This window comes from Paraburkholderia sp. MPAMCS5 (assembly GCF_036016995.1).
Taxonomy (GTDB): Bacteria; Pseudomonadota; Gammaproteobacteria; order Burkholderiales; family Burkholderiaceae; genus Paraburkholderia.
Map to the genome: position 1 here is coordinate 1 of NZ_JAYXBK010000024.1, position 14,457 is coordinate 14,457.

Here is a 14,457-nt window from a genome sequence, read left to right on the forward strand (position 1 = left end):
CACCACTTCATCATCAACCCGATCGTTGTCCGCCATCGTGTACACGTCTCCATCACGTTTTTGATGGACACGATGCTCCTATGCGCAGACCACAGCTTCAACGTGACTTCACCGGACCCTTACCCTATATTCCTATATTCCGGCACAGCATTCGCTGCGGCCTTCTAATCCTTCTCCGTTCTCCGGCGGTTAAACGGCCTAGCCCAACCGCAGTCGCTTCACCGAGAAGCAATCAAAGTACCGCTTAAGCTCTCTTCCGAGCTGGCAATTGATGTGGCAATCCAGTCGTAAAACGGTCCAGTCGCTTGCTGGCCTCTGTCACCGCCCACAGCGGCGCGCGGTGCAATTGCTGATCGTAATTGGTCGAGATTTGGGCGAATAGCGCGAAACCAACGTCATCCAGTGCCCATCGTCCGGTATTTCTTCCGGTATCGAACACCTTGGCTATTTCACGTTCCGCTGCACCCAGTTGCTCGCCGCTTGCGGCGCCGAAGCCCGCTTCGGCCAGAAACCCGGTCAACAGCATGACTTGCGTAAGCGTTTGGGCATCGCCCATTCCACCATCGCCACGACGCAATGCGTCGAGCGCCAGATGAACGCGAAGCGCGAGGTCGTCGGCGATCTGACGGGCGATAGGCAGCAGCATCGCCTTGCTATACCGTGCACGCGTCGCGCCAGTATTACGGGAAAAGGGAATAGGTTGTGCCATGAAGGTCCAATGATCTGCTGTGCAAATGCAATAACGGCGCGCGCGGTAAAAGGTTGAGCCCCTCCTGTCGAAGCCCGGCAGCATATCCGTCTCGGTAGATCGGGCGCGAGCCGACATTCCGCTGCAGTCTGAAGCGGCTATGCTCCGACGGCGGCCGCCCGCCACTCCCTGCAAACAGCATCGTTTCGCGGCTGAGATTGTCCCCACTCCATTGCGCGCCACTTCTTCAGGCGCGACACTGCGTCCGAGCCCTGCGGCAGATCTTCAAATCAAGAGTCGACCTCCAGCAACGTGTCTTTAATCCGCTTCCCTTAGCGGCGGCGTCCGTCATGTGGATCGTCATTAATTGGCATACGCTTTCGACGCCAGGCTCGCGCGCCGCTTTCTCGCTTGCCGCATGACTCTTGACGTTAGCCAGATCAAACCGCTCAAGCTCCGCCTGCAACGCATCCACATGCGCTCGATCAAAAGCCGCTATCCATGCTTCAACGTCGTCTGAGCCCGCGGCCACTTCGCCATGACGAAGCGCTGCCGCGAGTTCACGCCCGAACCACCTCAAGGCGAGCCGCAACACGCCGCAACACGCCGCCGCACGCCCGCCGCACGCCATATCGAAACTGGCGCAAACTGTGCGGACAATACAAGCACCGGAGGGCTCGACCGAATGAAAATCCTCATCGCGCGGATGAATCACGAGACGAACACGTTTTCCCCAGTGGCTACGCCGTTGTCGGCATTCGGCCAGAACAGCACGAGTCAGGGTCCGAGTTTCGACAAGGACGCGTACAACGACAACAAAGGCATGCAAACGGCGATGGCCGCGTTTATCGACGCAGCCGAGCGCGAGGGCGCGCAGATCGTGACGCCTGTCTCGGCGGCGGCGAATCCGAGCGGACCTGTCGAAGCCGCGGCGTACGACGCCATCTGCGACGCGATTCTCGCGGCTGCGCCCGGCTGCGATGCCGTGATGCTCGATTTGCACGGCGCGATGGTCGCAGAAAATTCGGACGACGGCGAAGGCGATCTGCTCGAACGCGTGCGCGCGGCGTTGCCCGACGCGCCGATTGCCGTCGCGCTGGATTTGCACGGCAACGTCACGCAGAAAATGATCGACAACGCGGATGTGATCGTCAGCTTCAAGACTTATCCGCACGTCGATATGTATGAAACTGGCGCGCACGCCGCGCGACTGCTGTTCGCGCTTATGCATGGCGAAGCAAGGCCGGTGATCGCCTGGCGCCAGCCGCCGCTTCTCACGCACACGCTGCGCAGTGCGACCGCCGAGGGCGCCATGAAGCGTGCCGTCGATGCCGCGCGCGCCGCCGAGGCCGACGGCATGCTCGCGGTTTCTGTGCTGGCCGGCTTTTCGCTCGCCGATATCGAGGCGCCGTGCATCAGCGTCGTGGTTATCGGCAATGGCAACCGTCTGCAAGCGGACGCGGTGGCCGAACGCATCGCGCGGCAAATCTGGAGTGAGCGCGAGGACTTCGTTTTTCGCGGCGCGCCGCTGGCGGATTCGGTTGCGCAAGCCGCGGCGCTCGCGAAAGACGTCGACAAGCCGGTATTGTTGCTCGATCACGGCGACAACTGCATGTCGGGCGGCACGTGCGACACAATGGATCTGCTCGAAGAGGCGCTCCGGCAGAATCTCGAAGGCATCGTCGCCGGGCCGTTGTGCGATCCCCAGGCGGTGGCCGCGCTGATGGTCGCGGGCGTGGGCAGTCCGGTGACCGTCACGATTGGCAACAAGCTGGCCAGCGCTGGGCTCACGCCGCGTCGGCCGGTTGCAATGACCGGTGTCGTGCGCGCCTTGACCGACGGCGAGTATGTGATCAGCGGCCCGACATACACCGGACAGCGCGCTTACATGGGACGAGCGGCGGTGCTCGACGCAGGCACGGTCAAGCTCGTCGTGACCGAGCACACGCATGAACCTTGGGATTTGGGCGTATTCGAAAGCGTCGGTATCGACCCGCGTCGCGCGCGCTTTCTGCTGCTCAAATCGCGCATGTATTGCCGCCCGGTTTTCGTGCCGATTTCCGCCGCGCTCGTGGAGTGCGACAGCCGCGGCGTGACGAGTTCGGACTACGGCTTATTCGCTTTCCGGAACGTGAGGCGTCCGGTCTTTCCACTCGATGCACACGCCGACTGGAGCGCGACGCGTTGAACGAAGCGAACGTGATGAGATGCAGGCCGTTTTGCACTTGTGCAGTTCGCACAGACTCTCTATAATTCGCGCCTCTACAGGCTCGTAGCTCAGTTGGTTAGAGCACCACCTTGACATGGTGGGGGTCGTTGGTTCGAATCCAATCGAGCCTACCAACGCATCTGTGACGTAGACGAAAGCGGCTTCGCTTTCGTCTACTGTCCTGCCCAAGCAAGTCGCTTCAGTTCCCCATTCGGTTCACATTCAGCTCACATCGCGCGTTGCAATGCAGCCGTCGTTGCCGGCGTAGCCTGCGCGGCAGATTTCACATCGAATCCATAGAACGACAGCGCCGTGGTGCGCACAATCGCGTCGAGCGCAGCGGCGTCGAGGCCGGCGTCGAGTAGCGTCGCGAGAGACTCGCCATAGCGCGTTACCGCTTCGTATTGCGTATGCGGCCAGTCGCTGCCCCACATCAGACGTTGCGCGCCGAAGTGCTCGATCAATTGCGCCGTTGCATCGCGAACGAATGTCGCGCCCGGCGCCGCGCAGCGATACGCGCCCGACACCTTCACCCACACGCGTCCCGTTTTGCCATAAGCGAGCAGCGCTTTGAAACCAGGGTCCAGCGTGCCGGGAGCCGGATCGGGCCGGCCGAAATGATCGACGACAATCCGCGCGCCGCTGTCCAGAAGCGGGTCGATCAGCGACGCGAGATCGGCTGCGTTTCTGTGCAACTCGACATGCCAGCCGAGCCGCGAAACTTTGTCGAGTAGCGGGCTCCACGGCTTCGCGCCGAGATCCGGCAACGCCTGTTCCATCAGGTTCAAGCGAATGCCCGTCACGCCGCGGCGATTCATGTCCGCGAGTTCATCTTCGGCAATATCCGATGCCACCACGGCGACGCCGCGCAAGCGCGCGCGGTTCGCGGACACCGCCTGCAACAGATAGTGGTTGTCCGTGCCGAGGAAGCTCGGCTGCACGAGCACTGCGTGCTTCATTCCATGCGCGTCCAGCAGCGGCAGATAGTGGTCGAGCGTTGCATCGTAGTTGGGCGCATAGCGGCGCGCGCCGCTCAAGGGCAAGCCTCGCTCGAAAATGTGCGCGTGCGTGTCCACGCCGTGTCGTGCAAACGGAAGAGAAGATGCGGATGCGTTCATATTCAGCTGCGCGGATGATTCAAGGTGAGGCGGGCGTCGGCGCCCGCGTTGGCATCGGCGGATTGCTCCGGCGCCGCGCCACGCAGACGCCTGCCGCGAGTTTCAGGAAGCGCCAGCACGGCGATCATGGCGAGTCCGTAGGCAATGGCGGCGTCGATGCCGATCGCCGCGCCGAGCGACATCGAATGGCTCATGTAGCCGACCAGCACCGGAAAACCCGCCGATGCAATGCGCCCGAAGTTGTAGCAAAAGCCGACGCCGGTGCCGCGCATGTCGGCGGGATATAGTTCGTTGAAAAGCGGGCCGAGGCTCGCCGGAATGCCCGCGGCGAACAGGCCGAGCGGGAAGCCGAGCACGAGCATCTGAGTGTTCGTCAAAGGCAGCATCACGTACGCGAGCACCGTGACGATGCAACAGAATGCGAACAGCGCGATGTTGCGGCGCCGGCCGATCCGATCGAGCAGATACGCGCTCAGCATGCAGCCGCACCAGAACGCCACGATCACGACCGCGAGATAGCCGCCCGTATGCAGCACCGACAGGTGCCGCTCCTTCGCAAGGAAGGTGGGCAGCCACGTCATGATGGCGTAGTAGCCGCCGTGAGCGCCGGTGCCGAGCACCGCGCCGATGATCGTGGTTCTGAGCACGCGCGGCTGAAACACCTGCACGATCTGGCCGAGCGCGGACACCTTGGCGCCGGCGTCGACCGGCGCGACGCGCCCGGGTTCCTGCAGATTGCGCCGCACGAACAGCACGAGTCCGGCGGGCAGCAGTCCGACCGCGAACATCGTGCGCCAGGCGGTGTCGGCGGGCAGCCACGAAAACACGGCGGCGTAGACCAGCACCGAGGCGCCCCAGCCGACAGCCCACGCGCTTTGCACCGCGCCCATCGCCTTGCCGCGATGTTCGCTGCGGATCGTCTCCGCCATCAGCACGGCGCCCGCGGCCCATTCGCCGCCGAACCCGAAGCCCTGTAGCGCCTTGAGCAGCAACAGTTGCGGGAACGTCTGCGCGAACGCGCACAGGAACGTGAAACCCGCGAACCAGAGAATCGTCATCTGAAGGGTGCGCACGCGGCCGAAGCGGTCCGACAGCGCGCCGGCAATCCAGCCGCCGAGCGCCGACGAGATCAGCGTGACGCTGCTGATCGCGCCCGCCTGCGTGTGGTCGATGCCGTACGCCGCGATGATCGCGGGAATCGCGAGCGTGAACATCTGCACGTCGAGCGCGTCGAGTCCCCATCCGGCGAAACATCCCCAGAAAGTATTGCGCTCGACCGCCGTGCTGTCCTTGTACCACTTGAACATTGCCATCTCCGTCGTTCTTACTGCTCGTGATTCATGTATTCATATATATGACTGCATGAATTTTGCACCCGATCCGCTTTCCGGTCTTTGCGTAATAACCCTCGCTCGCTCGCGATGGACCGGATGCGGTACAGTAGTTACTCCTCTGTATAACTGCATGAATCCATGAATACGGCGTCTTTCGCGTCCAGGCCCGACGACCGGTTGCCCCGTTACCAGCAATTGCGCGACGATCTCGTCAGCCGCATTGCCGCCGGCGAATGGGCGCCCGAAAAAGCCATCGCCACCGAGGCCGAACTGGGCCAGTTCTACAACGTCTCCACCGGCACCGTGCGCAAGGCGATCGATCTGCTGGTGAGCGACGGCGTGCTCACGCGCACGCAAGGCAAGGGAACGTTCGTGCGGCGGCCGCGTTTCGATTCGTCGCTGTTCCGCTTTTTTCGCTTCGTGTCGCGCGACGGCCAGCCCGTGCTCCCCACCGCACGCGTGCTCAAGCGCCAGGTGCTCAAGCCGAATGAAGAGATCCGCAACGCGCTGCAGATGAAGGCCTCGGAGAAGGCGATTCATCTGTCGCGCGTGCGGCTGATCGAAGGGCGCACCGTTTTGACAGAGGAAATCTGGCTGCCGCGCTCGCGCTTCGAAGCGCTCGCCACGCTGCCGCTCGATCAATTCGAAGACCTGCTGTATCCGCTCTACGAAAGGCTGTGCAAGCAGATGGTGGCGTCGGCGACGGAAATGCTCCGTGTCGAACAGGCTACCGCCGAAACGGCTTCGCTGCTGGGCATCAAAAGCGGCAGCCCGGTGATTCTGGTGCACCGCGTCGCATCCGACTTCGCGGGCACGCCGTTCGAATGGCGCAGCACGCGCGGCGCGGCCGATACGTTCCAGTATCAGGTCGATATCCGCTAGCTACACGGCCCGCGCTATGCGGGTATCACCTCATGGCGTCCGCGTGAAATTCATACAAACATATATATGAATGTATCAATTTGCTTACCGGTTCGCCGTGGCAGGCAGCGGAAGCAACAGCGGAGAAATCATGCCCACAAACCTGGAATTCGAGCAGCAGGTCATGAAAAAGATGGCGTGGCGGTTAATGCCACTCCTCATCGTCATGTTCCTGATTTCATTCATTGACCGGCAAAACGTCGGCTTCGCCAAGCTGGAGATGGTGCACGACCTCGGCATGACCGAGGCGTCGTATGGATTGGGCGCGTCGCTGTTTTTCATCGGCTATCTGCTGTTCGAGGTGCCGAGCACGCTCGCGCTGCATCGCTTCGGCGCGCGCGCGTGGCTTGCGCGCATCATGATGACGTGGGGCGTCGTGACGGTGCTGATGGCGTTTGCCCGCACGCTGCCGGTGTTCTATTCGTTCCGTTTCGCGTTGGGCGTCGCGGAAGCCGGTTTCTATCCGGGCGTGATCTATTACCTCACGCAGTGGTTTCCGCAAAGCTATCGCACGAAGGTGCTCGGCTTCTTCACGCTCGGCAGCTCCCTCGCGAACATGCTCGGCTCGCTCGTCGGCGGCTTGCTGCTCACGCTTGGCGGCACGTGGGGATTTGCCGGCTGGCAGTGGGTTTTCATGGCGACGGGTTTGCCGGCCATCGTGGTGGCCTTCGTCGCGCTCAAATATCTGCCGAATTCCGTCAGCGACGCGCGCTTCCTCTCGCAACAGGAGAAGGATGTGGTGGTCGCCGCGCTCAAGCGCGAGGCATCGGAAGACGCGAAGGCGACGCATCCGTGGGCCGCGCTGCTCGATCCCAGGGTGTTGATGTTCGCGCTGACCTACATGCTGATGTCGACCTCGTTGTATGGCGTGACGTACTGGATGCCGACGCTCCTGAAAGGCGATGGTGTGTCGTCCTCGCTCAACGGCGTGCTCAACATGATTCCGTGGGGACTCGCGACGCTGCTTCTGTTGTGGCTTCCCGGCAAGCTCAAGCGCGAGCGCGTGGTGTTGAAGGCGATGAGCGTGGTGGCCGGCCTCGGCGTGCTGTGCTTCGCGTCGAGTCTCGTGCTGCCCACCGCGTCGCTGCGCTTTGCGGCATTGTGCTTCGGCGGAGCGTGCATTCCGTTGCTGTATCCATGCTTCTGGTCGCTGCCGCCGCGCTTTTTCTCGGGCGCGCGCGCCGCGGCGAGCGTCGCCGCGATCAATGCGATCGGCAATCTCGGCGGCTTTGCCGGACAGAATCTGATGCCTTACGTCGGCAAGGTGGCACACAGCAAGATCGCGCCGATGATGGTGCCCACCGCGTGCCTGCTGACATTGGCGATCGGCACGGGCATCGCCGCGTTGATCGGAGCGCGCCGTCGCATGATGCTCGACGCGGCAACCGTGCGTTCGAGCTGAACAGTGCTCTGAGGAAGCGGCCGCGCGGCCGCTTGAATCAAACTTATGGACGCAGCAGATCGAAACTCGCGAGCACGATCACACCGGTCACGGCGATCAGCGCGACCGAATGCTGGCCAAAATAGAGCAACGCCGCAGCCGACCACGACGCGAGCGTAAATACGGCAACTCTTCTCATCGGAACCCCAAGCCCACGGCGAGCAGGCCGCTCGCCACACCGCAGATCACCACGGCCAATGCCACCAGTGCCAGAACACGCTTCGGAAAGGAGCGCCCGAGCATCGCCATCGACGGCACGCTGATCAGCGGCAATGTCATGAGCAGCGCGCCGGCCGGCCCGGCGGCCATGCCGAAAGAGAGCATGGCCTGAATGATCGGCACTTCGCCTGCCGTCGGAATCACGAACAGCGTGCCCGCAATCGACAGCGCGATGATCCACAGCACGCTGTTGTCGATATCCGGCCCGATGTGGGGAAAGAGCCACGCGCGCGCCGCCCCGAGAATCAGCACGAGCCCGATGTATTCGGGCACGAGGCGCAGTGTCATCGTGCCGAGAATTTTGACCCAGCGCGTGAACGCGTTGTTCGCCTCGTCTTCGGTGACGAGTGTGGCGATGGCTTCGCGCGACGCCTCCGCTTCCTTCGGCGTGACCATGCGGTTCACCAGATAGCCGAGGCCGAACACCATCACGAGGCCGAGCGCAAGGCGCAGGCCCATCCACTGCCAGCCGAGCACGAAGCCCATGAAAATCAGCGTGGCCGGATTCAGCGCCGTATTGCCGAGCCAGAACGCGATGGCCGCGCCCGAAGCCGCCTGACGCGCGCGCAGTCCCGCGACGACCGGCGCCGCGCAGCAGGTGCACATCATGCCGGGCAGCGACATGAGGCCACCTTTCACGACGCTGCTGAAGTCGCTGCGGCCGAGCGCGCGCGCGATCCATTGCGGCGGAATCAGCGCCTGCACCGCGGAGCCGAGCAGAAGACCGAGCACCATGGCCTGCCAGATCGCCTTGCCGTACGCGAGCGCGTAGTCGATTGCCGACTGCCACGACGCCGCCGGCGCGCTCGCCGAAGTGCCCATCAGAATCGACTTGCCGATCGAGTGCTGGCTCGCGGCCACGAACGCGCGGTGGTAGTACGGAAACCACTTTACATAGAAGAGTCCGACGACGGCGATCGCGAGGAACACGATCCAGCCAAGTGCGACGCGGGGCTGCCGAAGGGTTGATTGCATGTTGGTCTTCACATCATGTGGGGTCAAACGGGAGCGACTGAGCACGCGTCGAGTTGGGCGAGCAGTGCTTTGGCCTGATCGACGACATCGGCGTCGTTCGGCCGGAACTGGATTTTCAGCGCCTCTTGCAGTTGCACGAAATGCTGATGGCTGCTGCGTGCGTACGCGGGGTCGTAGTGCAACTCGATCAGCGCGTCCGCGAGTTCGGCGCGCCGGTTTTCGTCGACGAGTTGTTGCCAGCCGGCGACGCGCTCGCGACTATGCAAGCCGATCAGACGTTGTAGCTGCGCCTTCAGCGACTCGGGCTCGTCGAACAGATGCGCGTAGTCGTGCAGCAGAAACGCCGAGCGGTCTTCGCGCGTGGTGGACACTTCGATGCACGCGCCGCGATGAAACGTTTCGAGCAGCGCGAGCGGCAGCGTGATGGCGCCGATGCGGCGGCTTTCCGCTTCGACGAACACCGGCCGCGCGGGATCGAAGCCGCGCAGCGCGCTGACGAGCGACGTGTCGAAGCCCTTTTGCGACGGCTGCGCGACGCCGGCCCACGCACCGAGCAGCGAGCCGCGATGCGCGGCGAGCGCTTCGAGATCGAGCGTCTGCGCGCCGGCTTCGTCGAGCGCGGCGAGCAGGCGCGTCTTGCCGCTGCCGGTCGGGCCGACGAGCGCGACGTAGTGGAACTGCGTCGGCAAGGTGGCGAGCGCTTCGACCGTTGCGCGCCGATAAGTCTTATAGCCGCCGTCGAGCTGACGCGCGGGCCAGCCGATCATGTTGAAGAGCGACGTGACGGAACCCGAGCGTTTGCCGCCGCGCCAGCAATAGACCAGCGGCCGCCAGTTGCGCGGCCGGTCCGCGAAGGTGGTTTCCAGATGCCGCGCGATATTGCGCGCCACCAGCGCCGCGCCCACCTTGGTGGCCTCGAAGGGCGACACCTGCTTGTACATGGTGCCGACCAGCACACGCTCCTCGTTGCTCAGCACCGGCGCGTTCATCGCGCCTGGAATGTGGTCTTCGGCGAATTCAAGAGGCGTGCGGACGTCGATGATTTCATCGAAATCACCTGCTTGATCGAGGCTGGCGAGTAGGTTCTTCAAGGGGGTATGCAGACAAAAAAGCGCGCCGGAAAGAGCGAAATTATCGCATGGGGCGCGCTTCCCGACAGCGGACTGCTTTCAGGCTGCTTTCACGCCGTTCTTCCGGCGGTCCGCTGCTTCCTTCAGATCACTTCGACGCGCGCAGCGCCCGCGACCATTTCGCCGATCACGCGAGCGTCGGCAAAACCGTCGGCGTGAAAGAGGGCGAGCACGTCATTCACGGCGTCGGGCGCACACGACACCAGCAGTCCGCCCGAGGTTTGCGGGTCCGTGAGCAAGGTGCGCGCGGTCGCGGCAAGCGAGGCCGGCAACGCGACGTCCTGGCCATACGCCGCCCAGTTGCGCCCGGATGCGCCCGTGAAAATGCCGGCTTCGGCGAATTCGACGACGCCCGGCAGCCACGGCAGGTCGGCGTAGCGCACGCGCGCGGTCAGCTTCGAGCCGCGCGCCAGTTCGAGCGTGTGGCCGAGCAGCCCGAAGCCGGTGATGTCGGTGAGCGCATGCACGCCGTCGAGCGCGGCCAGTCCGGCGCCCGGCCGGTTGAGTTGGGTCGTTGCGCCGATCATCGCGGCATAGCCGTTCGCGTCGAGCCGGTCTTTCTTGAGCGCCGCCGAGAGCACGCCGACGCCGAGCGGCTTGCCGAGAATCAGCACGTCGCCGGCCTGCGCGCCCGCATTGCGTTTGACGCGCCGCGGATCGACCACGCCGATCGCGACCAGACCGTAAATGGGTTCGACCGAGTCGATCGAATGGCCGCCCGCGAGCGGAATGCCGGCGTCGGCGCAAACCGATTCGCCGCCTTTGAGCACCGCCGCGATCACGTCGTGCGGCAACACGTTGATCGGCATGCCGACGATGGCGAGCGCCATCAGCGGTTTGCCGCCCATGGCGTAGACGTCGGAAAGCGCGTTGGTGGCGGCGATCCGGCCGAAGTCGAACGGGTCGTCGACGATCGGCATGAAGAAGTCCGTGGTCGCGACAATGGCTTGCTCGTCGTTGAGCTTGTAGACGGCGGCGTCGTCGGCGGTATCGTTGCCGACCAGCAGGTCGGGGAAGAACGGCAGCGGCGCGCTGCGCTTGAGCAGATCGGCGAGCAGGCCGGGCGCGATCTTGCAGCCGCAGCCGCCGCCATGCGACAGACTGGTCAGACGGGGCGACGAGTTGGCGTCGGCATTGGCGTTTGCGGGAGAATCGATCATGGTGGCGCGAATGTCTGGCTTTGAATGATCGCATTATGAGGGTTGTCGGTGTGGCGCGCAGGAAACGCAACGGCTGCCGTGCCCGGCTCGCGCATGGCAGTGTCAACCGTGTCAATTGAGCGTGGGCGCGGTTGCGGGCCTTCCGTGCCGCGCCAGCGTGTCGCGATAAATGCCGGGCACGCGAGCCAGTTGCACGGGCGTGCCTTCCTGAACCACCCGCCCGCGATGCATGACGACGATGCGATCGAACGATTGCAACGTCGACAGCCGATGCGCAATCGCAATCACCGTGCGATTTTTCATGAGACGTTCGAGCGCGGCCTGAATGGCGATTTCGGACGCGGTGTCGAGCGCGGAAGTCGCCTCGTCGAGCAGCAGGATCGGCGAGTCTTTCAGAATCGCGCGAGCAATCGCGATGCGCTGACGCTGGCCGCCCGACAACTTCGTGCCGCGGTCGCCTGCAATCGCATTCAAGCCTTCCGGCAGGGCGGCAATGAAGTCCATGCAACTCGCGTCTTCGCATGCGCGCCGCACGTCGGCTTCGCTGGCATCGGGACAGCCGTAGCGAATGTTGTCGAGCAGCGAGCGATGAAACAGCGCCACGTCTTGCGGCACCACCGAGATCGCCGCTTGCAGGCTCTCCAGCGTCACGTGCGAAATCTCCTGACCGGACACGAGCACGCGTCCCGCGCGCGGTTCATAGAAGTGCTGAAGCAGCGCGAGCACGGTCGATTTGCCCGCGCCTGACGGCCCGACCAGGCCGACGCGTTCGCCCGCTGCGATGTGCAGCGTCAGGTCGTGCAATACGGCTCGGCGTTCTGGATACGCGAACGAAACCTTGTCGAAATCGACGGTCGCCCGGTGCACCGTGAGCGGCGCGGCCTTTGGTGCTTCCGGCATCGAATAAGGCGTCAGCAAGGTTTGCGACGCCTCTGCGAGACGCGCCACGTGCTGCGTGAGATCGACGAACGCCACGGCGACGTCGCGCGAACCATGCAGAATCGCAAAGCCCAATGAGCCGACCAGAACCACGTCGCCTGTCGTCGCTCTGCCTTGTGTCCACAACCAGACTGTCCAGCCGAGCACGCCCGCCGACAGCAGCGTCGTCACGAACGCGTGCAGCAGGCGCAGCCTTTCCAGGTAGAGCAGGCTGTGTCTGCGCGCCTCGGCTTCCGTGTCGAGATGGCCGTCGAAGCGCAGCACCTCCGCGCTTACGGCACTGAACGCGCGCACGAGGTTCATATTGCCGATCACGTCGACGAGTTCGCCGTCCACCGAAGCCGCCTGGCTCGCGAACGCCTCGTGCCGCGCCGTGCCTTTGCGCGCGAGCCAGAACAGACACGCGGTGAGCAGCGCGGAAACGGCGACGAGCGCGACACTCATCTGAAGACTGACGGTGGCGACCATGACGATCGCGCCGATCACGGTCAGCGTCGGCGGCAACGCGGTCCATGCCAGCGTGTTCTCGATCACATACACCGCGTTCGCGGTCGCCGACACGCGGCTCGACAACACGCCCGGCTGTTTGTCGGCAAAGAATGACGGCGCGTGTCCCATCAGATAGTCGAACATGTCCTGGCGGATGTCGCCCGTCACGCGCACGAACGCGCGCGCCGAGATCCAGCCGGCGACGCGCCACAACAGGTTGTCAGCGAAAATCAGGCCGACGAGCATGGCAAACGCGGCGACGACCGTCTCGGGATGCGCGCGTCCGTGAGGCAGCGCGTCGATCAGATTGCGAATGCCGTATTGCGACGCGAGCGCGAAGCCGACCGCGCCGGTCACGCTGGCCAGCACCATCGCGTGAGCCGTTTTGCGGCGCTCGACGTATCGCCAGATGAGTCGGATGGGCCGGCCCGCATAGCGCGATAGAACGCGCGAGCGCCGCCGCCCGCGGACGCGGCTCGCGCGGCTCCCTTCGCTTCGCTCGACGCGTTCCATGATGCCCTTCCCAAACTAGCGCGCCGGCGCGCGACAGGTTCGCTTTCGGAGAAGAAAAGCGCTTCGGGTCTCCGGCGAAAGACGACGCAAGTCACATGCCGTGCGCCGCATGGTGGTGTTATAGAAGGGTTTTGATGAAAGCGTTACGTGAACGCATTGAAAAAATGGAGGGCGCCAATGCTTGCCAGGGGCTTGCGAGGGCTTGCGAACGGTTGCTAATGGTTGCGCCGTCGCGAGCATTGGCGCCGCGTTTCAGTTGGCGAGGCTCGGCGCGGTGACGGCGCCGTAATAGGTCGCGGCGCCGGAGCCGCCGGTTGCGCCCGGCGCTTTATAGCCGGCGATGAAGTGCCCGTAAATATACGGATTGGAGCCGTTGGATGCGCCTTCGATGTGAAACGGCGCGAACGCGACGATCGGCCCCGCGCTGCCCGTCTTGCTGCCCGAACCTAAAGTGGCGACGACAGGCAGCAGCACATCGGCGGGAGCCGGCACGGAGTTGTACAGCGTATTCTTCTCGCCGGATTGAATCCACGTCGAATCGCCGATTCCGAGGGGCGTCGGGTTGCCGTTGGCAATCAGATTGCGGATCGAGGGGACGTCTTGCGTGTTGAGCTGAAACGACGTCCACTGTCCCGATCCCATGCCTGCAGCGCAACCCGTGTACTGATACGTCGAGCCGATCTTGAACTCCTGCGGCTTGCCGGTGGCGGGATCGTTGACCGGCTGTCCCGTCGTCGCGTTCCAGTACGCCGAGTACAGACACTGGGAAATAACCGTCGGAAACAGTGTCCCTTGCGCGGAGTAACCCGGCGCCGAAATCACCGCCACGGCCGTCGCGCTGATCGGCATCGTGCTGACGCCGATGATCGGCGCCAGCACGAGCGAGAGCGGGCCGCCATTCTGGCCGGCCGCGCGGCTCACGGTGACCTTCACGGCGGGTTTGTCGTAGGTGCCGGGCGAAGGGACCGGCAGCGCCTGCATGCCGGCGGGCGTGCCGGTCACGTTCCAGTAGCCGCTTTGAACCTGCGCGGTCAAGAGCGCGGTGCCTTCGGTTTTGTTCAACGTAATCGCGGACTGCGCTTTCGCTTCGGCCTGCGTCCAGTTCGGGCTCGCATAGTTCGGCCCGAGCGAGCCCGCGCCCGCGAGCGCCGCGGCATCGGCTGCGTTCTGCAGTTCGTTGCGCACGACCCACGCGCGGCCCAGATCGACGGCGAGTGCCGTGGTGCCGATCAGCACCGTCATGCAGAGCGCGGTCATCACGGCGACCGCGCCGCGTTGCCGCGCGAGCGACGGCCTATGGTTGGTTCGGGATTTCATGGTG

At 64.0% G+C, this 14,457-nt stretch carries 13 protein-coding genes and 1 tRNA gene; 4 read left to right on the plus strand and 10 right to left on the minus strand.

The window, feature by feature from the left end; genetic code table 11:
- Positions 1 to 244: 244 nt before the first annotated feature.
- A complete protein-coding gene (locus VOM14_RS29795; RefSeq protein ID WP_327632316.1) occupies positions 245 to 709 on the minus strand; it encodes a hypothetical protein in 465 nt (154 codons plus the stop codon).
- Positions 710 to 935: 226 nt separating this feature from the next.
- Positions 936 to 1,403 (minus strand): hypothetical protein, encoded by a 468-nt coding sequence (locus VOM14_RS29800; RefSeq protein ID WP_327632317.1) that lies wholly within the window; start codon positions 1,401 to 1,403, stop codon positions 936 to 938.
- Here VOM14_RS29800 and VOM14_RS29805 point away from each other — a divergent pair.
- Together VOM14_RS29805 and VOM14_RS29810 are read left to right on the plus strand one after the other, a co-directional pair.
- The gene (locus VOM14_RS29805; RefSeq protein WP_327632318.1) at positions 1,374 to 2,876 is read left to right on the plus strand and encodes a M81 family metallopeptidase; all 1,503 of its coding nucleotides are present in this window, start codon (positions 1,374 to 1,376) and stop codon (positions 2,874 to 2,876) included. The genes VOM14_RS29800 and VOM14_RS29805 overlap by 30 nt on opposite strands.
- Positions 2,877 to 2,954: 78 nt before the next feature.
- Positions 2,955 to 3,031, plus strand: a tRNA-Val gene (locus VOM14_RS29810).
- A 93-nt stretch (positions 3,032 to 3,124) separates the two neighbouring features.
- Here VOM14_RS29810 and VOM14_RS29815 read toward each other — a convergent pair.
- Complete coding sequence (locus VOM14_RS29815) at positions 3,125 to 4,015, minus strand: amidohydrolase family protein (RefSeq protein WP_327632319.1); 891 nt, start codon at positions 4,013 to 4,015, stop codon at positions 3,125 to 3,127.
- A 2-nt stretch (positions 4,016 to 4,017) separates the two neighbouring features.
- A complete protein-coding gene (locus VOM14_RS29820; protein WP_327632320.1) occupies positions 4,018 to 5,322 on the minus strand; it encodes an MFS transporter in 1,305 nt (434 codons plus the stop codon).
- A gap of 165 nt (positions 5,323 to 5,487) precedes the next feature.
- On the opposite strand from VOM14_RS29820, the gene VOM14_RS29825 reads away from it, so the two are divergent.
- Both VOM14_RS29825 and VOM14_RS29830 read left to right on the plus strand, forming a co-directional pair.
- On the plus strand, positions 5,488 to 6,231 hold the full coding sequence (locus tag VOM14_RS29825; protein ID WP_327632321.1) for a GntR family transcriptional regulator: 744 nt from the start codon (positions 5,488 to 5,490) through the stop codon (positions 6,229 to 6,231).
- Positions 6,232 to 6,361: 130 nt separating this feature from the next.
- Positions 6,362 to 7,672, plus strand: a complete 1,311-nt coding sequence (locus VOM14_RS29830; RefSeq protein WP_327632322.1) for an MFS transporter — start codon at positions 6,362 to 6,364, stop codon at positions 7,670 to 7,672.
- 43 nt (positions 7,673 to 7,715) lie between these two features.
- Here the strand turns inward: VOM14_RS29830 and VOM14_RS29835 are convergent, their stop codons facing one another.
- The 6 genes from VOM14_RS29835 to VOM14_RS29860 form a co-directional block, all read right to left on the minus strand.
- Positions 7,716 to 7,850, minus strand: a complete 135-nt coding sequence (locus tag VOM14_RS29835) for a hypothetical protein (RefSeq protein ID WP_327632323.1) — start codon at positions 7,848 to 7,850, stop codon at positions 7,716 to 7,718.
- Positions 7,847 to 8,905 carry a permease gene (locus tag VOM14_RS29840; RefSeq protein ID WP_327632324.1) on the minus strand — a complete coding sequence of 353 codons (1,059 nt, stop codon included), beginning with the start codon at positions 8,903 to 8,905 and terminating at the stop codon, positions 7,847 to 7,849. The genes VOM14_RS29835 and VOM14_RS29840 overlap by 4 nt, the downstream gene beginning before the upstream one ends.
- Positions 8,906 to 8,928: 23 nt before the next feature.
- Positions 8,929 to 9,996 carry a tRNA 2-selenouridine(34) synthase MnmH gene (mnmH, locus tag VOM14_RS29845; protein WP_327632325.1) on the minus strand — a complete coding sequence of 356 codons (1,068 nt, stop codon included), beginning with the start codon at positions 9,994 to 9,996 and terminating at the stop codon, positions 8,929 to 8,931.
- A 122-nt stretch (positions 9,997 to 10,118) separates the two neighbouring features.
- Complete coding sequence (selD, locus tag VOM14_RS29850) at positions 10,119 to 11,195, minus strand: selenide, water dikinase SelD (protein ID WP_327632326.1); 1,077 nt, start codon at positions 11,193 to 11,195, stop codon at positions 10,119 to 10,121.
- A 111-nt stretch (positions 11,196 to 11,306) separates the two neighbouring features.
- Positions 11,307 to 13,136: an ABC transporter ATP-binding protein gene (locus VOM14_RS29855; protein ID WP_327632327.1), complete on the minus strand. Its 1,830-nt coding sequence runs from the start codon at positions 13,134 to 13,136 to the stop codon at positions 11,307 to 11,309.
- Positions 13,137 to 13,388: 252 nt separating this feature from the next.
- A complete protein-coding gene (locus VOM14_RS29860) occupies positions 13,389 to 14,453 on the minus strand; it encodes a TadG family pilus assembly protein (protein ID WP_327632328.1) in 1,065 nt (354 codons plus the stop codon).
- Between the last annotated feature and the right edge of the window lie 4 nt (positions 14,454 to 14,457).

Coding starts and splice junctions, on each gene's coding strand:
- VOM14_RS29815 (WP_327632319.1), bottom strand. CDS start 4,015: ATGAACGCATCCGCATCTTCTCTTCCGTTTGCACGACACGGCGTGGAC.
- VOM14_RS29830 (WP_327632322.1), top strand. CDS start 6,362: ATGCCCACAAACCTGGAATTCGAGCAGCAGGTCATGAAAAAGATGGCG.
- VOM14_RS29835 (WP_327632323.1), bottom strand. CDS start 7,850: ATGAGAAGAGTTGCCGTATTTACGCTCGCGTCGTGGTCGGCTGCGGCG.
- VOM14_RS29805 (WP_327632318.1), top strand. CDS start 1,374: ATGAAAATCCTCATCGCGCGGATGAATCACGAGACGAACACGTTTTCC.
- VOM14_RS29825 (WP_327632321.1), top strand. CDS start 5,488: ATGAATACGGCGTCTTTCGCGTCCAGGCCCGACGACCGGTTGCCCCGT.
- VOM14_RS29860 (WP_327632328.1), bottom strand. CDS start 14,453: ATGAAATCCCGAACCAACCATAGGCCGTCGCTCGCGCGGCAACGCGGC.
- VOM14_RS29820 (WP_327632320.1), bottom strand. CDS start 5,322: ATGTTCAAGTGGTACAAGGACAGCACGGCGGTCGAGCGCAATACTTTC.
- VOM14_RS29840 (WP_327632324.1), bottom strand. CDS start 8,905: ATGCAATCAACCCTTCGGCAGCCCCGCGTCGCACTTGGCTGGATCGTG.
- selD (WP_327632326.1), bottom strand. CDS start 11,195: ATGATCGATTCTCCCGCAAACGCCAATGCCGACGCCAACTCGTCGCCC.
- VOM14_RS29855 (WP_327632327.1), bottom strand. CDS start 13,136: ATGGAACGCGTCGAGCGAAGCGAAGGGAGCCGCGCGAGCCGCGTCCGC.
- VOM14_RS29795 (WP_327632316.1), bottom strand. CDS start 709: ATGGCACAACCTATTCCCTTTTCCCGTAATACTGGCGCGACGCGTGCA.